Source organism: Flavobacterium faecale (assembly GCF_003076455.1).
Lineage (GTDB): Bacteria > Bacteroidota > Bacteroidia > Flavobacteriales > Flavobacteriaceae > Flavobacterium > Flavobacterium faecale.
Genome location: NZ_CP020918.1, coordinates 1,149,926 through 1,170,350, shown reverse-complemented (window position 1 = coordinate 1,170,350; position 20,425 = coordinate 1,149,926). Strand labels below are relative to the sequence as shown.

Genomic DNA, 20,425 nt, shown 5'->3' with positions numbered 1-20,425 from the left:
AAAATGAAAAAAATTAACCAATTTTTGTTCGCTTTTATAAGCGTACTAGCGGTATCATGTACTGCTGACGATGTTGAAAACCGACCAGTTGTTTCCAAAATTGCAACACCTGAAATGACTGCACCAACAACAGCCAAACAATATGTTCTGAAAGAAGTGAATGCAAGCAGCGATGCCGACCGTTTTGTATGGACTGCCGCTCAATATACAGAATCAGTGGTGGTTCAATATTCTTTGATGATGGATGTTTCTGGTGGAGATTTTACCAAAGCACAAACACTAGTAAAAACAAGTAGCGTTACCCAAGCATCGGTATCCGTAAAAGCATTGAACCAAGCAGCAATTGAATTGGGCGCTGTACCTGGCACACCAAAACAATTTGATGTCAAAGTAATGGCTACGGTTTCTGGTGGAGTTCCTACCGAATCGGCAAAAGTGATTACCATTAGCATCAATACGTATTCAGGATTAATCGCTTACCCATTTACAGATTGGTATTTGGTTGGAGACGCTACAGTGGCTGGTTGGGATAATAACAATAAAAATCAAGTACTTTTTAGAGGAGGAACAAACCCAAAAGAATACAGATTCACAGGTTATTTCAAAGCGGGTTATTTCAAACTAATTTCTACTTTGGGACAATGGGCGCCAATGTATGGTAAAGGTGATGCGGGTACAATCGTGTCTAGAGCCAAAGATGCCGATCCAGATCCAGCAAGTTTTGAAATTGCAACTGCAGGATATTACACTTTTACCATGAATACTGAAACCTTAAAATATACTTTGGTGCCGTACAATGCAACCGCAGCAACAAGCTATACTCGTATTGGTTTCATAGGTTCATCAAGAACAGGAACAGATGCAGGATGGTCTGGAGATGACACACCGATGGTCAAATCTACTTTTGATACGCACTTATGGACCTTAACCATCACACTATTTGATGGTAAAGGAAAATTTAGAGCCAACAATGCTTGGGACAAAAGTTGGGGTGGCGATACAGCCTTTGCAGCTTTCCCTACGCAAGGCGCTAGCGGAGGTGATATTCCAGTAGCACGTTCAAAATACAAAGTCTTATTTAATGATTTAGATGGCAGTTATATGATGTTCCCTAACCAAGAATAATCAATTAGTACAACTATTTAAGGGCTATCTACTATTGGATAGCCCTTTCTTTTAAAACCAAAAAACCATGAAGAATACTATACTTATATCAATTTTGTTTTTATGCAGTACCTTGGGTTGGGCACAATTTACCACTACGCCCTCTCCTGCTCTCGCGAACACAGCGGTTACTTTAAATTTTAATAAAGCAGGCACACCTTTGGCCACAGATACGGGAACATTATATGCTCATATTGGCTTAACGGTCAATGGAGCGCCATGGCAAAACGTAAAAGGAAGCTGGGGAAACAACAGCACACAACCAGCACTAACACTAGTTTCTGGCACAAACTACAAACTAGATCTTGCTCCCGATTTATACACCTCATTTGGAGTTCCTGCAACAAGCACCATAACAGCCATTTGTGTCGTAATTCGCAATAGCGCCGGAAACCAACAAACTGCAGATACTTTTTTTAATGTCGGTGCTTTTCAACTGACCTTAAACACTCCCGCAGAAAACAGCACAACCATAATCAATTCTGGAAGCAACTTTACTATTTCGGCATCCAACACAGGCGGAAATTCTAGTTATGTTTTAAAATCAAATGGAGCAACCATCCATTCTAATACAGCGACTACAAATTACAGTTACACCCACAGCAATTTGCTTTCTAATCAAAATTATGAATTAGTTGTTTCGAATGGGAGCACGACTATTACCAAAAAATTTGCAACTATTGTAAACCCTGGAGCTAGTAGCGAAACCATGCCGGCTGGTCTGGAAGACGGAATAAATTATTCGAACACAAATGCTACGCAAGCCACGTTGGTCTTGGATGCTCCTTTAAAAGATTTTGTATACGTTGCAGGAAGTTTCAACAACTACCAACCAACTGCTGCTTATGCCATGAAGAAAGATCCTACCACGGGTAAATTTTGGATAACAGTATCAGGATTAACTTCGGGTACAGCCTATACCTATCAATATTGGGTAGGCGAAACAACACCTATAGCCAATTCACCAGCAATGGTCAAGACCGCCGATCCTTATTCTACCTTAGTACTATCGCCGTTTGATGACCCAAGCATTCCTGCTGCTTCATACCCAAACCTGCCCGCTTATCCACAAGGGCAAGAGCGTGAAGTAACGGTTTTGCAAACGGGACAAACAGCATACGCTTGGAGCACGGCTACCACCAATTTTGTAAAACCTCAAAAAGAAAACCTAATCGTTTATGAAGTTTTGGTGCGTGATTTTGATTCGAATCGAAATTTTCAAGACTTGATTAATAAGATGGATTACTTTAAGAATTTAAAAATCAATGCAATCGAATTATTACCTGTTATGGAATTTGAAGGTAACGAAAGCTGGGGTTACAACACCTCCTTCCACATGGCATTGGACAAATATTATGGTACAGCCAACAAGTTCAAAGAATTTATCGATTTATGCCATCAAAACGGAATCGCAGTTATTCTTGATGTGGCTTTGAACCACGCTTTTGGTCGCAACCCGATGGTGCGCATGTGGATGAACGATCCTGATGGCGACGGTTGGGGATCACCAACAACCGAAAATCCGTTTTTTAATACTGTTGCCAAACACAGTTACAGTGTGGGAGAAGACTTTAAACATCAGTCTACCAAAACCCAATATTATGTCGAGAGAGTTATCAAACAATGGATTCAGGAATATAAAATTGATGGCTTCCGTTGGGATTTAACCAAGGGGTTTACACAAAATTGTACTGCTGGTGACGAAGCCTGCACCAATGCCTACCAACAAGACCGTGTAGATGTATTAAAAAAATATGCAGATTATTCGTGGAGCTTAGACCCTACACATTATACTATTTTTGAGCATTTGGGTACAAATCTAGAGGAGCAACAGTGGGCCAACTACAAAATCAATGAGTCACCAAGCAAGGGAATTATGATGTGGGGTAAAATGACCGACAATTACAACGAACTTTCTATGGGTTATCCTGGCAACATCTCCGGAATTACGAGCAGTAGTCGCGGCTTTACGGCCAATCGATTAATGGGGTATGCTGAGAGTCATGATGAAGAACGTTTAATGTATAAAAACCTGCAATATGGAAACAGTGCTAGTGCAACACACAATGTCAAAAATTTAGATATTGCATTGTCTAGAATGTCGGCAATTGGAGCAGTTTCACTTTTAGTACCGGGACCAAAAATGATTTGGCATTTTGGCGAATTAGGAATGGAGAATTCTATTTTTTCTTGTAATAATGGTACAGTCAATACTGCCTCAGATACAACTGCTGGCGATTGTAAACTAGACAACAAACCACAGCCACAATGGATAAATAATTGGTTAACAACAAATTCAAGAGTTACTATTTATAACGATTGGGCAAAAATGATTGCTTTAAAAACAACCGAACCTGTTTTTTTAGGTACAGCAACCATTAGCAACAGTGCGTCTTTAACTCAAAATATTAAAATCACCAATCCCAATTTGATGGCTACACAGCTTAAAGACGTGGTTATCTTAGCCAATTTTGATGTAAGTTCTCAAAACATTACTGCTAACTTTCCGTATGCGGGAACTTGGTACAATTTGATGGACAACACCACAATCAATGTAACAAATACTTCTGGACCGATCACGATTGCCGCAGGTCAGTTCAAAGTATTCGGGAACAAAAATGCTAGCCCATTAAGCAATCCAAATTTCGTTTCAGACAATGATTTGAGTGTTTACCCCAACCCCGCTCATGCCACTTTCAAATTGAACAAAGCTGTAAATTTTGTAGAAGTGTATGATCTAACGGGTAAAAGAGTATTACTATTTGAAGGTACATTCGAGTCACAACATGAGTTTTCGATTGCTACCCTTAGATCAGGAATCTATTTGGTAAAAACGAGCAATTCATTAGGGCAGACAAGTATCGTTAAACTGATAAAAAACTAAAAAACAACATTTTGAACACCTTAAAGAAAAACTATTTACTGCTATTGATCTCCTTCTTATTTTTTGCCACACAGGCTCAGGTTCAAAAAATAGAACCGCCTTACTGGTATGCAGGAATGAAAAACAGCTCACTGCAAATTGTGTTTTACGGTCCAAATATCGCAGAAAATGAGGTAACTGCTCCTACTGGAATTCCGATTCTGGAGGTCTCAAAAACTGAAAATCCAAATTATCTCTTTGTGACCATTGACACAAAAGGTCTTTTGCCGCAAGAGATTGTTTTTTCTTTTTCGAAAAATAAAAAGAAGCAGTTCACACAACACTATCTTTTGAAAGGACGTAGAGCAAATTCCGCTTTACGCGAAAGCTATTCGAGTGCAGATGTAATGTACCTATTGATGCCAGATCGCTTTGCAAATGGAAATCCAAAGAATGACAACGACAAATCGGTAACCGAAAAAGCCAATAGAACAGCCGAAAACGGCAGACATGGAGGAGATATCGAAGGAATTATTCAGCATTTAAATTATATCCAAGAACTGGGAGCCACGACAGTTTGGTGCACGCCGTTGTGCGTAGACAATGACCCGAGAGGATCGTATCACGGCTACGGACAATCGGATGTGTACCAAATTGACCCACGTTATGGGACCAATGATGACTATTTAAGGCTGTCAAATGAGTTACACAAAAAAGACATGAAATTGGTCATGGATTATGTGACCAACCATTGGGGTGCCGAACATTGGATGATTAAAGATTTGCCAACCTACAATTGGATTCATCAATTTCCGGGCTATGCGCAAACCAATTACCGCATGACGACACAGTTCGACCCCAATGCGTCCAAAATTGATGCTCGACTCTGTGCCGATGGTTGGTTTGTACAATCGATGCCCGATCTGAATCAGTCGCATCCTTTGGTGCTGACCTATTTGACACAAAACGCAATTTGGTGGATTGAGTCGGCCAACTTGGATGGTTTTCGAGTAGATACCTATTCGTACAATGACAAAAAAAGCATTGCAAAATGGACCAAAGCGATTACAGATGAATATCCCAACTTTAATATTGTCGGTGAAGTTTGGATGCAAGACCAAGCACAAATGGCCTATTGGCAAAAAGACAGTAAAATTGCTGCGATTCAAAACTACAATTCCTATTTGCCAAGCGTTATGGACTTCACGTTTATGGATGCAGCAGCCAAGGTTTTTGATGAAAATGAAGCAAGCTGGAACAATGGATTGATTAAGTTGTATGAGAATTTTGCCAACGACTTTTTGTACCCTAATCCCAACAACCTACTTACTTTTGTTGAAAATCACGATACCGAGCGCTTTAACGAAATCTATAAAAAAGACTTTAAAAAATATGCCATGGCGATGAGTATTTTGGCAACAGTACGCGGAATACCGCAGCTTTATTACGGTTCTGAAGTTGGTATGGCGGGAGACAAAAGCAAAGGAGATGGTGCTATTCGACAAGATTTTCCGGGTGGATGGCAAACTGACACCAACAATGCTTTCACACAAACAGGACGAACGCAAGAACAGCAACTGTTTTTTGATTTTAGTTCGAAATTATTTCAATGGCGCAAAACCAACGAAGCGGTACATTTCGGTAAAACGACTCATTACCTTCCGATTGATAATGTGTATGTTTACTTTCGATACACCAACAAAAAAACGGTGATGGTTATAGTGAACAACAATTTACTTTCGAAAAAAATAAAAACAGATCGCTTCCATGAAAACATTCTCGGTTTTAAAAACGGAAAAGAAATCCTCACGGGTACCGTTTTCAATGTAGAAAACGAAATCACGGTAGCGCCGCAAACTGCAATGATATTCGAATTAGAAAAATAAATCCACTTGAACTGGAAAACTGGTAGCCACAGAAAACACATTGGGATCTGTGGCTACCTACTTTTTTATTCCTTTATATTGTACTTCATTTTTCGTAAAACTCGCAAAGCTTCTTTAAACGACAAATATATTTTCGGGAAAGGTTTTAATAATAGTTTGGCGGCAATCAAGCGATCTTTTGCCTCGTCAAAACCATTGAGGTAACAGATCATAAAAGTAGAAGGTAAATTTTCTAAATCCTTTTTTTCTCGAATGCTTAGTATCGTCCTTTTTTCTAATTTACTGAGTAAAGCAATATTCGCGTTGTAAATATGAAACAACATCTTTTTGTTGAATTCTGGAGGGTGAAACAGCATTTCACTTTCTATTTTGTAATATCCATTTTCATAAAAATAGATTTTTTGTTGCTCCAAAGGATAGTAACTCGTTTGATCGTTTAACCCCAACGGAATGTATTCGATAATTGTAAACGAGTGCTCGTCAAAGGTAATTGTGACGACATCTTGAGCAGAATAGAACAATTTAATTTGCTCATTAATCAACTCGATATCTACACGTGATAGGTAAACCACGTTGCGCACTACCTTAGGCACGCCTGCCCAACAAATGACAAACAGTTCTTTGAAGACTTTGTACTTAGGCGACATATCCTTGTGACGACTATTGATAAAGTCGAAAACTCCATCAAGAGTATGCTGTATATTATTTCGTGATTGATTTTCGATGCCGATGACGGTCTCCGTATTTTGAAAATTCTTTTCAACCTTCTCTTCTGTGGGTGTGGTATTGCTTCCTATTCGAATAAAAACACTGCCAACTGCAATGGTATAAATTCCTTTCTTGAAGGATGAAACATTCTTTTTGGGTTTAATAGTCACAAGTCCTACCACCTTATCTTTGGGTAAATTCGGGAAAGGAACATTTTCATATTGAATCTTTGGCGGATGCTCGAGATAGGCATTTACAAGATTTTGAATCCGACTATCATCAAAAAAGTCATCACCTACAATTTCGTTTTCAGCATCTTCTACCCCAACTACGATATAAGAGTTGTTAGCAGGATTCGAATTGGACAAAGCACAAATATGTTTCAAAAATTTGGCTTTGCCCTCACGAGTATGAAGATTTAATTGGCGCTTTTTGTCATAGAAACTGCTCTCATCATTGTGAGCAAGTAAGTTTTTGATCAAGAGCCTTTTATTAATCATTTGATAATCTGGTTTATTGCTGTAAATAGTGGTATGTAGGAATTTCAAAAAGCAAATGTCAAGCTTCAAGAATCTAAGTTCGTTAATCCTATATAAGTTCCAACAAAATCAAAAATCGTTCCCGACGCTTAGGGACGTTAATCACCAATCGTTAATTTTTAAAAGATCGCTACAAAATCAAAAATCACCCTTTTCTATTCACAATAGTAGAACTTGCTTGCGCAGTACTCATTACGACCAAGTCGGCAATGTTCACATGATAAGGTCTCGAAATGACAAACTGAATAATATCAGCAATATCAGCCGCTTGAAGCGGATCAAAACCTTTGTAAACATTGGCAGCACGATCCTCGTCACCTTTAAAACGAACGGCACTAAAAGTGGTTTCAACCATTCCTGGATGAATTGCTCCTACCCTAATATTAAACGGATTCAAATCCATGCGCATGGCTTGATTAAGTGCATCAACCGCATGTTTGGTAGCGCAATACACATTCCCATTTGGATACACTTCTTTGGCTGCAGTAGAACCAATGTTGATAATATGACCAGACTTTCGCTCCACCATTTGTGGGATAATTGCTTTCGAGACATACAAAAGTCCCTTTAGGTTGCTATCAATCATCAGGTCCCAATCATCGATACTTCCTGTCTGAATAGGATCAAGTCCATGTGCATTACCTGCATTATTGATCAAAATATCAATTTTCGAAAAAGCTTCTGGTAAACTTTGAATCTGATCAAAAACAGCCACCTTATCACTTACATCAAAACACAATATATGTACTTCGGTCTGTTTCGAAAGTTCCTCATACAACTCCTGAAGCAACTCCATTCTTCGACCACAAATAATTACTTTATACTGCTGCTGCGCTAATACTGTGGCAGTTGCCTTACCGATGCCACTAGTCGCTCCTGTTATTAAAACTGTTTTATTCATTTGTTACTTTAAGGTCCTAAAAATATTGATTTTGTAATTTATCTCGAATTAAATTCAAGATCTTAAAAATATGAAAATTGTATCACAATTCGACCTTAAATTTGGAGGATTCACAGAAGTTTTAACCATTTATTAACATCTTTCCTCTAAAAAAAAATTCAATTTGCACTACCAAAACAATTGGGCTAATCATACGGTTTTAAATAAAATGATAATGGAAGAAAATACTGCGACTTTAGACATTAGAGCGATCAATGAAAAAATTGAAAGAGAAAGTGCTTTTATAGACCTTCTTACAATGGAGATGAACAAAGTGATTGTGGGACAAAAGCACATGGTAGAACGTTTGCTTATTGGTCTTTTGGGACAAGGACACATCCTTTTGGAAGGGGTTCCTGGTTTGGCAAAAACACTAGCAATCAACACACTATCACAAGCCATCCAAGGTTCGTTCAGTAGAATCCAGTTTACTCCAGATTTATTACCTGCCGACGTTGTTGGTACTATGATTTACAACATTAAATCAAATGAATTTTCGATAAAAAAAGGGCCAATTTTTGCCAACTTCGTGCTTGCAGATGAGATTAACCGTGCTCCTGCCAAAGTACAATCTGCTTTGTTAGAGGCGATGCAAGAGAAACAAGTAACTATTGGTGATACTACTTTCAAGCTAGAAAGACCATTCTTGGTTTTGGCAACTCAAAACCCGGTGGAACAAGAAGGTACTTACCAATTACCTGAAGCACAAGTCGATCGTTTTATGCTAAAAACGGTAATTGATTACCCAAAAATGGACGAAGAGCGCTTGGTAATTCGCCAAAACCTTAAAGGTTCATACGAAAAAGTAAACGCAGTAGTCTCTGTAGAACAAATTTTGCGCGCTCAAGAAGCAGTTCGCGAAGTATACATGGATGAAAAAATCGAGAAATACATTCTTGACATCGTTTTTGCTACGAGATACCCAGAAAAATACAAGTTAGCCGAATTAAAACCGCTAATTAGTTTTGGATCTTCACCTCGTGGAAGTATTAACTTGGCTAATGCAGCAAAATGTTATGCTTTTATCAAACGTCGTGGATATGTAATTCCTGAAGATGTGCGTGCTATTGTACATGATGTACTACGCCACAGAATTGGAATCACTTACGAAGCAGAAGCAGAAAACATAACTTCAGTTGACATCATCAACAAAATTATAAACGAAGTAGAAGTACCTTAATCCTCCCCAACCCCTCCAAAGGAGGGGCTTTGTTGGAGTGTTAAATTAGCAAATAAATTTTGTCGGCAATAATTCCTCCCCTTCGGGGAGGCTAGGTGGGGAAAAATGGATACAAAAGACCTTTTAAAAAAAGTACGAAAAATAGAAATCAAGACCCGAAGATTGAGTGATCATATCTTTTCGGGTGAATATCATACGTCTTTTAAAGGACGTGGTATGACTTTTAGTGAAGTACGACAATACCAATATGGCGACGATATACGTGCTATTGACTGGAATGTAACTGCACGATACAACGAGGCGCACGTCAAGGTTTTTGAAGAAGAAAGAGAATTAACCATGATGTTAATGGTGGATATCTCTGGCTCTGAAGGTTTTGGTTCTACCAAAGCATTTAAGAAAGATATTATTACGGAGATTTCGGCAACAATGGCTTTCTCTGCTACTCAAAATAACGACAAAATTGGACTGATATTGTTCTCTGATCAAATCGAATTGTACATTCCGCCAAAAAAAGGACGCTCGCACGTATTGCGTATCATACGTGAATTAATCGAATTTGAGCCAAAAAGTCAGAAGACAGATTTGGCACAAGCTTTAAAATTTTTATCAAGTACACAGAAGAAGAAAGCAATCGTTTTCTTGATGTCTGATTTTATGGTTTCTGACTATGAACATACCTTAAAAATAGCCGGAAAAAAACACGACATCACAGGCATACGTGTATATGACCCTCGAGAAGAAAAAATGCCAAATTTAGGAATGGTCGAAATGACTGATGCAGAAACTGGTGAGACAATACTAGTCGATACGAGCTCAAAAGCAGTTCGAATGGGTTATGAAAAGCATTATCAAGAACAATTGAACTACTTTAAAGACACGTTCAGAAAATCGGGATCAGGTGTTGTGAATACTAGAGTTGACGAAAGTTATGTAACGAAATTGTTGGGGTATTTTAAGTCGAGATAAAATCCCCTCCCAACCTCCCCAAAAGGGAGGAGCCAAAACTTATAAAAGTTGAAAAAATAAATGAAAAACGCATTCTACATATCTCTACTTCTTTTTTCAGCCTTCGTTTTTGGACAACAAAAACGTGTTGAAACAAGCATAGATACTACCAAAAATAAGATTGGAGCTGAGTTCAAACTGACTCTAAAAACTTCTGTTGATACATTATCGAAAGTTAAATTTCCTAATGTAAAGAATTTTGGTGCGCTCGAAGTGATTCGCTCCTATCCGATTGATACGGTAAAAAATAATGACCGATACGAATTAATTAAAAGATACGGCCTGACACAATTTGATTCAGGACGCTATGTGATTCCGAGTATCAAAGTCATTATAAACAACAAAGCTTTTTTGACTGACTCAATAGCAGTCGAAGTAGCACCGGTACAAGTTGACACTCTTAAACAAAAAATGTACGACATCAAAGATGTTGTTGCTGTGGATAATCCTATTGGTAATTGGTGGAAATGGCTTTTGGGTTTTCTACTTTTGGTAGGTATTGCTGCGGCAGTATATTGGTACACAAAAAAGTACCAAAAGAAAAAAATTGAAGAAGAAGTTTATAAAACACCTATTGAAAGAGCTACTATCTTAATGAACTCTTTGGAGCAAAAAGAGTTATGGCAAAAAGGCGAAATCAAAGAATACTATAGTGAATTGACCGATATTGCTCGAAATTATATCGAAGAAGCAATCGAAATTCCGGCCATGGAAAGCACTACCTCTGAATTGATTACTGGCTTGAAAGCTGCATCAATGAAGAAGAAAATGAAGATTACTCAAGAAACCATTGATAATTTAGAGCGCGTTTTAAAACAAGCCGATTTGGTAAAGTTTGCCAAATCAAAACCAATGGAATTTGAAATTACAGAGGATCGTAATAAAATTCAAAAAGCAATTGTAGTGCTCGATAGCGCTATACCCGTTGATGTACCTGCAGAAGAGGAACAACTTCTTAATGAGATGCAACGTCAAAAACAGGTGCAAATTCAATTGGCAAAACAACGCAAAAAACGTATTCAAATTGCCATTGCAGCAGTAGGGTTTGTAATTACCGCAGTCCTAGCATTCTTTATTGTTACTAGAGGTTTCGAAAATGTAAAAGACACTATTCTTGGTCATGAAACTAAAGAATTACTAGAAGGTGAATGGATCAAAAGCGAATACGGAAATCCTTCTGTTATAATTGAAACTCCAAAGGTTTTAAAGCGAATTGATTTGAAAAAGTCGTTACCAAAAGAAGGTCTAGCTTTGGTCAAAGAAATGCAGTCTTTTGCGTATGGTAGTTTTGTAGGTGATTTTTACTTGATGGTTTCTACCATGAAATACAAACAAGATACGCAAACCGATCTGAACAAAGCAGTCGAGGTTACCGTTCAATCTATCGAATCACAAGGAGCACAAAATATGATCGTGAAACAGGAAGACTTCGAAACTCCAGAAGGAGTGAAAGGAGTGAAAGCCTACGGAACTTTTGTAAAACTAAATGGGCTAACCAATACGAGTCAAAAAATATTTTATGAAATACTACTCTTTGGTCAAGATGGCGGATTGCAACAAATCTTGATTTTACATGAAGAGGGTGATCATTATGCCAACGATATTGTAAACCGAGTATTGAGCTCTGTAGAATTAAAACAACTTAAAAACTAATGGAACAGATAACATTCTTAAACCCCCAATTTTTTTGGTTGTTTCTTCTAATTCCATTTGCTATAGCTTGGTTATTTTGGAAAAGAAAACACCAAACACCGACCTTAAAAATTAGTTCGACCAAAGGATTTAAAGCCTCAACTTCATTCTTAGTAAAATTCAAACCCTATTTGGGAGTTTTACGCATTGTCGCTTTATGCTCTTTGATCATAGCGCTCGCACGACCAAGAACAGTCGATATTAGTAATAAGACAAAAACAACCAAAGGAATTGATATTGTCATGGCAGTCGATGTTTCGGGTAGTATGTTGGCCAAAGATTTAAAACCTAACCGTATGGAAGGTTTGAAAGAAGTTGCCGCAAACTTCGCCTCTGAAAGACCAAACGACCGAATTGGATTAGTAGTTTATGCTTCTGAGGCCTATACCAAAACGCCTGTTACAAGTGATAAGGCTGTTGTACTCGAAGCGATAAAAAGCATTAAATACGATCAAGTTTTGCAAGACGGTACCGGAATCGGAATGGGATTGGCAACTGCCGTAAACCGTTTGAAGGATAGTAAAGCCAAAAGCAAAGTGATTATTTTATTGACTGATGGGGTAAACAATGCCGGTTTTATCGAACCAGAAACCGCAGCAGACATCGCCAAACAATACGGAATAAAAGTGTACACAATTGGAATTGGAACCAACGGAATGGCCGAGTTCCCGTATGCACAAGCGCCAAACGGAGAAATTTTGTTTCAAAGAATGAAGGTCGAAATTGATGAGAAACTTATGCAGTCTATCGCCAAAAAGACGGATGGTAAATACTTTAGAGCAACGAGCAACGACAAATTAGCCGAAATTTATAACGAAATAAACAAACTCGAAACTACAGAAATCGAAGAATTGAAGTTCTATGATTATGACGAAAAATTTAGAGGCTTTGTTCTTTTTGCAGGATTGTTGTTGTTGATAGAAGTTGGATTAAGAAACACAGTGTATAGAAGCTTTATTTAAGTATACAGTTGATAGTCTCAGTGTTCAGTACCTGTACGCAAACCGAGACTGAACACTGAGACTGAGACTGAAACCTGGGAACAGAGAATTAAAAAAAATGGAATTAGACGAACGCAATTATTTATACTTACTTTTCTTGTTGCCATTATTGGTAGCCGTTTTCTTTTTCAATATGTATTGGAAAAAGAAAAAGCAAAAAGAATTTGGATCCATCGATGCCATCAATCAATTGAGCCCTGAACGTTCGGTTTTTAAACCTGTTCTAAAATTAATTGTGATGTTATTGGCATTACTAGGCCTGATATTTGGTTTGGTAAACCCGAAAATCGGAACTAAGATGGAAACTGTAAAGCGAGAAGGAATCGATATCGTTTTTGCAATGGACGTTTCAAAAAGTATGCTTGCAGAAGATATTGCTCCAAGTAGACTAGAAAAAAGCAAGCAACTAGTTTCGCAAATCATCAGTCGTTTAGGCAATGACCGAATCGGAATCGTGGCGTATGCCGGTAGTGCTTTTCCTGTTTTACCAATTACCACAGATTATAGCGTTGCCAAAATGTTCTTGCAAAGTATGAGCCCAGATATGGTTTCGTCCAAAGGAACATCCCTAGATGAAGCAATAAAATTATCAGCCACTTATTTTGATGACAAAAGTAAAACCAGCAAGCTGTTAATTTTGATTTCAGATGGTGAAGACCATTCTGATGGTGCTTTGGCAGCAGCCGAAGAAGCAAACAAACAAGGCATGCGCATCATCACAATTGGAGTTGGTACTGAAAAAGGAGCTACAATTCCATTGAAAAAAAATGGTGTGGTCGAAAGCTACCAAAGAGATAAAAATGGAGAAGTCGTTGTAACCAAATTAAATCAAGCTAGTCTTGAAACGATTGCAAAAGCAACTAAAGGTGGTTACATCAATGGAAATAATACTAAGGAAGTGATGGAATACATCAAAAACACCTTAGACAACATTCAGAAAACCGAATTTGAAGCCACACAAATGGCCGATTTTCAATCGCAATTTCAATGGTTTTTAGGTTTTGCTTTTCTATTATTGTTTGCAGATATCTTCTTGTTAGAAAGAAAAACAAGTTGGGTGAAGAAGTTGAATTTATTTAATGAAACCCCATAAACCCCAAAGCGGGTCATAAAATAGTAAAAAATGAAAGTAATTTATAAAATAGGTTTAGCGCTGTTCCCATTTTTGGGGCTAGCAGGACATGCCCAACAAAAAGATGATGCCCTACCACAAGGAAATGAAGAATACGCTGCTAGCAAATTTGTAGATGCTGAAGCAGATTATAGAATTTCGGGTGCTAAGTCAAATAATAAAGCTGCAGCAAACTACAACTTAGGGAATGCAATTTACAGACAAAATCAAGCTGCCGAATCAAAATTTGCTTTTGCAACTGCCATAGAAAAAGCAAAAACTAGAAGCCAAAAACACAAAGCCTTTCATAACCTTGGAAATGTGTTCATGAAAGAGAAAGATTATACGCAAGCGGTAGAAGCCTACAAAAACGCCTTACGTAACAATCCTGCCGATGACGAAACCCGTTACAACTATGCCTTGGCTAAGAAAATGCTAAAAGAAAATCCTCCTAAAAACGATAATAAAGATAAAAACAAAGACAAGGACAAGGATAAGGACAAGGATAAGGATAAGGACAAAAATAAGGATAAGGATAAAGATAAGAAAGACGATAAAGGCGACAAAGACAAGGATAAAAAGGATGGTGATAAGGACAAAAAAGATCCAAACAAAGGTGACAATCCAAAAGATGATGGTCAACCAAAACCAAATCCTGGGGGAATATCCAAACAAAGACTTGAAAACCTACTTGATGCAGTAAACAACGAGGAGAAAAAAATTCAAGGTAAAGTCAATGCCAACAAAGTCAAAGGGAAACCAGTTGACACAGATAAAGATTGGTAGAGAGCAAAATCAAATGTCAAAGTTCAAATGTCAAAAAACAATACTAGAACTTTATTGACTTTGTTTACCGACATCTTAATTCGATTTTAAACTAAAATTTGTCACACTGAGCTTGTCGAAGTGCTCTTCAAAAAGTCTTTCCTTAAAAAAAAAGCATAAACGATTAAATAGTAAAATGAAACGATTAATATTAGTAGTGTTTTTAATTTCGCAAGCAGTCATGGCACAAATTCAGTTTGAGGCTAGGGTAAGCAAAAACACGCTTGGAATAAACGAGAGACTGCGCATCGATTTCTACATGAATTTTGATGGTGATAATTTCAGCGAACCCAACTTTGATGGGTTTAGAGTTATTGCCGGCCCAAGCCAACAAGTGAGTCAGTCATGGGTAAATGGTCGAAGCTCTTTCGAAAAAATGTACTCTTATTATTTGGTTCCCAATCACAAGGGAAATATAGTTATCAAGTCGGCCACTATTGAGTACGATGGTAAAGTTTACAAAACATCCAATGTAAAAATTAATGTTACAGATGCTGTTCAACAACCACAGCAAGGGCAACAGCAACAATATGGCGACCCAAATCAACCAGCAGTCTCTGCAGACAATAACATCTATTTGGTAGCCGATATTTCAAACGGAAACCCATATATCAACGAACCCATTACGGTAGTTTACAAACTCTATTTCAGTTATAACATCGGAATAACAAATTGGAGAGAGTTGAACAAACCAAAATACAACGATTTTTGGAGTCAAAATATTGACATCAAAAAATTAGTAGCAGAAGAAGGACAGTTCAAAGGTCAAAAGTACCGCTACGTAGTATTGCGAAAAACTGTTCTATATCCTCAAAAATCAGGAAAACTAGATATCGAACCCCTATCCTTAGACATCGATGTACAGTTGCCAACCAATCGATATGATATTTATGGCCGCATGCAAGTTACTGATGGAAACAAACGCGTCTCTGCAGGTAGCAAAACTATCAATGTAAAGGCATTACCCGAAGCAGGAAAACCAGCTGACTTTTCAGGAGCTGTAGGTAAATTTGATTTCAAAGTAACCTCTTCTAAAACAAGTCTGAAAAACGGCGAAAGCTTAGATTTACTTGTAAGCGTATCCGGAAAAGGAAATTTAAAATTATTTACCTTACCAAAGCCAGTTGTACCTAACGCACTCGAAATGTACGATGCCGTACACACAGATAATGTAGAAACACCACTTTCAGGCATGACCGGTAGCATCTCTGACAGTTACACCATTGTACCACAATACAAAGGTAGTTATCCAGTCAAACCAATTCAGTTTAGCTATTTTGATTTGGGCTCCAAAAGCTACAAAACAATCAGTTCTCCCGAAATTATGATTGACGTCCTCGAAGGTCCAACAGACACTAGAGCAGATTCTATTGGTGGCAACAAACAAAAGGTAATTGCCCAAAGTCAGTTTAAGTATGTGAAAACAAAAACAGAGTTGACAGCAATAAACGAAGACAATTTCTTGGGATCTAATTTGTTCTACGGTCTTTTATTTGCGCCATTCCTATTGTTGCCAATCATTATCTTGGCCAAAAAGAAAAAAGAAGCCATTGACAGTGACGTTTTTGGAAACCGAATCAAAGCCAACAACAAACTGGCCAAGAAATATTTATCTGAAGCCAAAAAACAACTGGCCAACAAAGAACCGTTTTACGTGGCGCTAGAAAAAGCCATGCACAATTTCTTGAAAGCCAAATTGCATATCGAAACCTCCGAAATGAGTAAAGAAAATATTCAAGAACTGTTATTGAACAAAGGTGCCGAACCAACCGTTGTAGCCGACTTCATCAACCTGACCGAGAACTGCGAGTTTGCACGTTACGCACCAGCATCAAGCGCTACCATTCAGGAAGATTTTGACAAGGCGGTAATGATTATCTCCGTACTCGAAAAACAAATGAGCAGAAAAGTCTAAATACAAAGTGCACGAAGAAAGCACTAAGTGCACAGTGTTTTTAAACAAATTATAAAATAATAGCAACTGAAATATAAAACTAAGAATAGAACCTAGGTCGTGAGCTCTGTGCTTCCCTTGTGGTCTTAGTGGTTAAACTTCTATCTATGAAAAATTATTTATCCCTACTCCTCTTATTCATCAGTCAATTATTCTTTGCGCAAAGTAATTTCGACAAAGGCAATGACTTGTATCAAAAAGGAAAGTACAAAGAAGCCGCTGCCGCTTATGAAAGTGTTTTAAAAGGCAACCAACAATCGGCAGAACTGTATTATAACTTGGGAAATTGCTATTACAAATTGAACCAAGTAGCACCCGCGATTTACAATTACGAAAAAGCACTGGTACTCAATCCCGATGATGCCGATATTACCAATAACTTGAAATTTGCCCAAAAGAAAACCATTGACGAAATCAAAGTCGTTCCCAAAGTAGGTTTTGCCAAAATGCTACGTGATTTCACAGGTATTTACCATTTCAACACCTGGGCTTGGATGGGCGTGAGCTTTGCCTTCTTCTTTTTGTTGTGCTTTTTGGGCTACTATTTCTCCCAATTAACGCTTACCAAAAGAGCCTTTTTCTACGGAATGTTTGTTTTCTTACTCTGTGTTGTGGTCAGTGTGGCGGCAGCATTATTCGAAAAAAGTCATTTTGATAACGAAAAACCAGCCATCATTTTTGCCGACATTGCGGAGGTATACAGCGAACCACAAAAAGCAAGCACCACCACCCTCGTACTCCACGAAGGAACCAAAGTCTACGTCCTAGAAACCGTTTCCAACTGGAAAAAAATTCAGCTGACAGATGGCACCGAAGGTTGGCTACAAAGCAACAACATCAAAGAAGTAAAATAAAAAGTATTTGGGCGTGACCCGCAATCCCGAAAGGTAGGGATTGCGGGTCGGGCTTTACGTTGCAATCTTTTTTGTCCGCCGCGGCGGACAAAAAAGGATTTCCACTTCAATCCCTCACGCGGAGAAGTGGGATTGTGTTGATTTTTTGAAACGATTTTGTGATTATTCAAAGAAAGATTTTACCTAACCATTATTTATTTTAAACTACTAAAACGCACAAACTTGCGTATATTTACTAGTGAGCTGTAATTCTAACAATGCACGGAAAATGAATATTAATATGAGGAAAACATGAATTATTGGGTCGATACGAATAGATATTATGAACCTGGTGAAAGAGATTCTTTCCCTTTAATACATATGACTCAAAATTGGGAAACCCTTGAATTAATATTAATTCAAGGACTAAAACCAAGTTATTGTGTCGAAAACATAACCAATGACACGGAAAACAAAGAAGCCTGCTTTCCTATGATTAGTACTTCAAATGTCACCCCTGACTTTGCAATTGCTTATCAAAAATCATACGGTACATTGGGGATAATTTTGAATAAAAAATGGGGAGAAGAAAACGACTTTAATCCTGTTCTATATTTGGAAAGAAAGTCGGATTTGACTAATGATATTATTAATAATTTCAAAAATATAACTACAACATCTAAAGATAATTTAGAAAATGCTTTAAATGGCTATATGACTGATCACAAAAGTCTTTTGACTAAACAGCAAATAAAGATTTTTGCTCACTCAAAAAACTATGATGGAATTCTTGTCCGTAATAAAATCTTAAGAGCTAAAAACTATCCATATGGAATGGAGCGAGAATGGAGAAAAATAGTAAGAGAGGAATATATTCCATATTTTTTAGTTGGAGATGATATTGCGCAAAAAAAAGAATATAATAAAGTTATAAATGACATAAGAGTTGACTATTCAATTGAACACCTACTCGGAATTATTGTAGAAACTCATTGGCAAGTAGAAAGAGTAAAAGATATCATTATTGAAAAATTTAATCTTGAAGAGTTTCCAAATAGAATTAAAATAATAATTAATCAAGCTCGACACGTACCTGACGAATGAAAAGAACTACCCCCATTCTGGCGCACGCATCCCGCTCTTGAGCACAATCTAAATCACAGCATAATCCAATTAAAAATAGCCAAAACTAGATTGAAAATCTTTATGGGCACGAGCAAGATGCTTGCGCTAGCCTTTTGTCTTGTCCTGAAATACTTGACTACAAATCCAACTACACCTTCCCCATGCTGGGGCGAGCGTCCCGCTCGTGAACACAATCAAAATCTCAGCATAATCCATTTAAAAATAGCCAAAAACTAGATAGAATTTCTTTGTGGGCCCAAGCTGGCGCAAGCGTCCCGCTCATGAACACAATCTAAATCTCAGCATCATCCAATTAAAAATAGCCAAAAACTAGATGGAATTACTTTGCGCGCACGAGCAAGATGCTCGCGCTAGCCTTTGTCTACTGTACAGTAACTACTTGACTACAAATCCAACTACACCTTCGCCTCTTGACTCTTCACGGTTTTAGTCTTAAAATCTTCATACCAAGTTTCTAGTTTTGGGAAAACCAGTTGCGATACTTTTTGAATAGGATTGTAAAACATGGATTGGTTAAAAGTTTCTTCTTTGACCAACCAGTTATTGAAATTGATTTTCTGGAAAAGATTGAAAACCACACTTAAAATCAGAACCATTTTCAGGATGCTAAAAAAACCACCTGCTAAGCGGTTAACCCAACCTAAATAAGCAAAACTCATCATTTCGGTAAAAACTTTAGCTAATAGCATAATTCCTAATACCACTGCAATAAAAGTTAATGCAAAGGCAGTTATAGCAACGGTTTTTGGTGACCAAGAAACTACTTGACCAACCACTTCACTCACTACTGACGAAAACTTAATGGCCAAATAAATCCCCACTATCAAGGACAAAAAAGAAGCCAACTCGGTAAACAGTCCGTTTTTGATTCCTTTGATTAAACCGTACAATAGCAATCCGCCTAAAACAATATCTAAAAAACTCATTTTGTCTGTGTTTACAATAAAACGCAAATATAATACCTTTTGTGCGTTTTGCGTGAGGGATTGCAGCTCGCTACCGAAGTAGCGCGGAAAGCCCGACAGCTCCAGACAAAGGGGCTACTTAAGCGCAAACTGAAGTAAGCCCCTTTGTTTGGTGGTGGCACGCCCAGAAAATAAACTTTCGATTATAAAATGAATGCTGGTTTAGTTCTTATCTTTGCTAAAATAATTTTATGCCTGACTGAATTAATAACTCATGTGGCATTACTCATAACTTACAAAAATGTCAAGAGACACACAACTTAAAGAACGCTGGGAACAGCTTGTAACGATACTTTCGGACCAATTCTCGCAAGGGGAAGACTTGGATTTGGATGCCATAATTTATTTAATTGGCGTGCAAGAGCTAGGGAAATTGCACCGTGAATTCAAAAAAGACGAAAAACTGAACTTAATGCATATTGCTATTTGTCGCTTGTTAGAGCCTTATGGATACTATGAATTTGATTATTTTGACGAAGAAGGATGGCCGCATTTTAGAGTAAAAGAGGAATTACCTCCTTTGAAAGCGGGTGAACAATCGGTTTTGATGAAAGAAGCGATTGTGAATTATTTCTTGGAAAAGGAACTTATAGCTTAGTTTACAGTAGCA

At 37.8% G+C, this 20,425-nt stretch carries 16 protein-coding genes; 13 read left to right on the top strand and 3 right to left on the bottom strand.

Annotation, left to right across the window (positions count from 1 at the left end; all coding sequences use genetic code 11):
- The first annotated feature begins 3 nt into the window (after positions 1-3).
- The 3 genes from FFWV33_RS05175 (at position 4) to FFWV33_RS05165 (ending at position 5,913) form a co-directional block, all read left to right on the top strand.
- Entirely contained in the window at positions 4-1,125 is a 1,122-nt protein-coding gene (locus FFWV33_RS05175) for a SusE domain-containing protein (RefSeq protein ID WP_108739924.1), read from the top strand.
- A gap of 67 nt (positions 1,126-1,192) precedes the next feature.
- Positions 1,193-4,048: an alpha-amylase family glycosyl hydrolase gene (locus FFWV33_RS05170; protein ID WP_108739923.1), complete on the top strand. Its 2,856-nt coding sequence runs from the start codon at positions 1,193-1,195 to the stop codon at positions 4,046-4,048.
- An 11-nt stretch (positions 4,049-4,059) separates the two neighbouring features.
- Positions 4,060-5,913 carry a glycoside hydrolase family 13 protein gene (locus FFWV33_RS05165; RefSeq protein ID WP_245891663.1) on the top strand — a complete coding sequence of 618 codons (1,854 nt, stop codon included), beginning with the start codon at positions 4,060-4,062 and terminating at the stop codon, positions 5,911-5,913.
- Positions 5,914-5,978: 65 nt separating this feature from the next.
- Here the strand turns inward: FFWV33_RS05165 and FFWV33_RS05160 are convergent, their stop codons facing one another.
- Positions 5,979-7,121, bottom strand: a complete 1,143-nt coding sequence (locus FFWV33_RS05160) for an ATP-binding protein (protein ID WP_108739921.1) — start codon at positions 7,119-7,121, stop codon at positions 5,979-5,981.
- Positions 7,122-7,305: 184 nt separating this feature from the next.
- Complete coding sequence (locus FFWV33_RS05155; protein ID WP_108739920.1) at positions 7,306-8,061, bottom strand: SDR family NAD(P)-dependent oxidoreductase; 756 nt, start codon at positions 8,059-8,061, stop codon at positions 7,306-7,308.
- 214 nt (positions 8,062-8,275) lie between these two features.
- Between FFWV33_RS05155 and FFWV33_RS05150 the strand changes: the two genes are divergently transcribed.
- From FFWV33_RS05150 to FFWV33_RS05110, 9 genes are all read left to right on the top strand, one after another.
- A complete protein-coding gene (locus FFWV33_RS05150; protein ID WP_108739919.1) occupies positions 8,276-9,280 on the top strand; it encodes an AAA family ATPase in 1,005 nt (334 codons plus the stop codon).
- A gap of 105 nt (positions 9,281-9,385) precedes the next feature.
- Positions 9,386-10,249 (top strand): DUF58 domain-containing protein, encoded by an 864-nt coding sequence (locus tag FFWV33_RS05145; protein WP_108739918.1) that lies wholly within the window; start codon positions 9,386-9,388, stop codon positions 10,247-10,249.
- 60 nt (positions 10,250-10,309) lie between these two features.
- Positions 10,310-11,941 (top strand): hypothetical protein, encoded by a 1,632-nt coding sequence (locus FFWV33_RS05140; protein ID WP_108739917.1) that lies wholly within the window; start codon positions 10,310-10,312, stop codon positions 11,939-11,941.
- Positions 11,941-12,942, top strand: coding sequence for a vWA domain-containing protein (locus FFWV33_RS05135; RefSeq protein ID WP_108739916.1), 1,002 nt, complete (start codon positions 11,941-11,943; stop codon positions 12,940-12,942). Before FFWV33_RS05140 ends, FFWV33_RS05135 begins: the two co-directional genes overlap by 1 nt.
- 97 nt (positions 12,943-13,039) lie before the next feature.
- Positions 13,040-14,074: a VWA domain-containing protein gene (locus FFWV33_RS05130; protein ID WP_108739915.1), complete on the top strand. Its 1,035-nt coding sequence runs from the start codon at positions 13,040-13,042 to the stop codon at positions 14,072-14,074.
- 30 nt (positions 14,075-14,104) lie between these two features.
- Positions 14,105-14,878, top strand: a complete 774-nt coding sequence (locus FFWV33_RS05125; RefSeq protein ID WP_108739914.1) for a tetratricopeptide repeat protein — start codon at positions 14,105-14,107, stop codon at positions 14,876-14,878.
- Between the two features lie 175 nt (positions 14,879-15,053).
- Entirely contained in the window at positions 15,054-16,832 is a 1,779-nt protein-coding gene (locus FFWV33_RS05120; RefSeq protein ID WP_108739913.1) for a BatD family protein, read from the top strand.
- A gap of 146 nt (positions 16,833-16,978) precedes the next feature.
- Positions 16,979-17,725, top strand: coding sequence for a tetratricopeptide repeat protein (locus FFWV33_RS05115; protein WP_108739912.1), 747 nt, complete (start codon positions 16,979-16,981; stop codon positions 17,723-17,725).
- 291 nt (positions 17,726-18,016) lie between these two features.
- On the top strand, positions 18,017-18,808 hold the full coding sequence (locus FFWV33_RS05110) for an abortive infection system antitoxin AbiGi family protein (protein ID WP_108739911.1): 792 nt from the start codon (positions 18,017-18,019) through the stop codon (positions 18,806-18,808).
- A 437-nt stretch (positions 18,809-19,245) separates the two neighbouring features.
- Here FFWV33_RS05110 and FFWV33_RS05105 read toward each other — a convergent pair whose 3' ends face one another.
- Positions 19,246-19,776 carry a CvpA family protein gene (locus tag FFWV33_RS05105; protein ID WP_108739910.1) on the bottom strand — a complete coding sequence of 177 codons (531 nt, stop codon included), beginning with the start codon at positions 19,774-19,776 and terminating at the stop codon, positions 19,246-19,248.
- Between the two features lie 280 nt (positions 19,777-20,056).
- Between FFWV33_RS05105 and FFWV33_RS05100 the strand changes: the two genes are divergently transcribed.
- Positions 20,057-20,413: a hypothetical protein gene (locus tag FFWV33_RS05100; RefSeq protein ID WP_108739909.1), complete on the top strand. Its 357-nt coding sequence runs from the start codon at positions 20,057-20,059 to the stop codon at positions 20,411-20,413.
- Positions 20,414-20,425 lie beyond the last annotated feature (12 nt).

What these genes read in the sequence shown, in the direction of transcription:
- FFWV33_RS05110 (WP_108739911.1), top strand. Translation starts at nt 18,017, where the DNA reads ATGAATTATTGGGTCGATACGAATAGATATTATGAACCTGGTGAAAGA.
- FFWV33_RS05145 (WP_108739918.1), top strand. Translation starts at nt 9,386, where the DNA reads ATGGATACAAAAGACCTTTTAAAAAAAGTACGAAAAATAGAAATCAAG.
- FFWV33_RS05155 (WP_108739920.1), bottom strand. Translation starts at nt 8,061, where the DNA reads ATGAATAAAACAGTTTTAATAACAGGAGCGACTAGTGGCATCGGTAAG.
- FFWV33_RS05115 (WP_108739912.1), top strand. Translation starts at nt 16,979, where the DNA reads ATGAAAAATTATTTATCCCTACTCCTCTTATTCATCAGTCAATTATTC.
- FFWV33_RS05105 (WP_108739910.1), bottom strand. Translation starts at nt 19,776, where the DNA reads ATGAGTTTTTTAGATATTGTTTTAGGCGGATTGCTATTGTACGGTTTA.
- FFWV33_RS05130 (WP_108739915.1), top strand. Translation starts at nt 13,040, where the DNA reads ATGGAATTAGACGAACGCAATTATTTATACTTACTTTTCTTGTTGCCA.
- FFWV33_RS05120 (WP_108739913.1), top strand. Translation starts at nt 15,054, where the DNA reads ATGAAACGATTAATATTAGTAGTGTTTTTAATTTCGCAAGCAGTCATG.
- FFWV33_RS05140 (WP_108739917.1), top strand. Translation starts at nt 10,310, where the DNA reads ATGAAAAACGCATTCTACATATCTCTACTTCTTTTTTCAGCCTTCGTT.
- FFWV33_RS05160 (WP_108739921.1), bottom strand. Translation starts at nt 7,121, where the DNA reads ATGATTAATAAAAGGCTCTTGATCAAAAACTTACTTGCTCACAATGAT.
- FFWV33_RS05170 (WP_108739923.1), top strand. Translation starts at nt 1,193, where the DNA reads ATGAAGAATACTATACTTATATCAATTTTGTTTTTATGCAGTACCTTG.
- FFWV33_RS05100 (WP_108739909.1), top strand. Translation starts at nt 20,057, where the DNA reads ATGTCAAGAGACACACAACTTAAAGAACGCTGGGAACAGCTTGTAACG.
- FFWV33_RS05175 (WP_108739924.1), top strand. Translation starts at nt 4, where the DNA reads ATGAAAAAAATTAACCAATTTTTGTTCGCTTTTATAAGCGTACTAGCG.
- FFWV33_RS05125 (WP_108739914.1), top strand. Translation starts at nt 14,105, where the DNA reads ATGAAAGTAATTTATAAAATAGGTTTAGCGCTGTTCCCATTTTTGGGG.
- FFWV33_RS05150 (WP_108739919.1), top strand. Translation starts at nt 8,276, where the DNA reads ATGGAAGAAAATACTGCGACTTTAGACATTAGAGCGATCAATGAAAAA.
- FFWV33_RS05135 (WP_108739916.1), top strand. Translation starts at nt 11,941, where the DNA reads ATGGAACAGATAACATTCTTAAACCCCCAATTTTTTTGGTTGTTTCTT.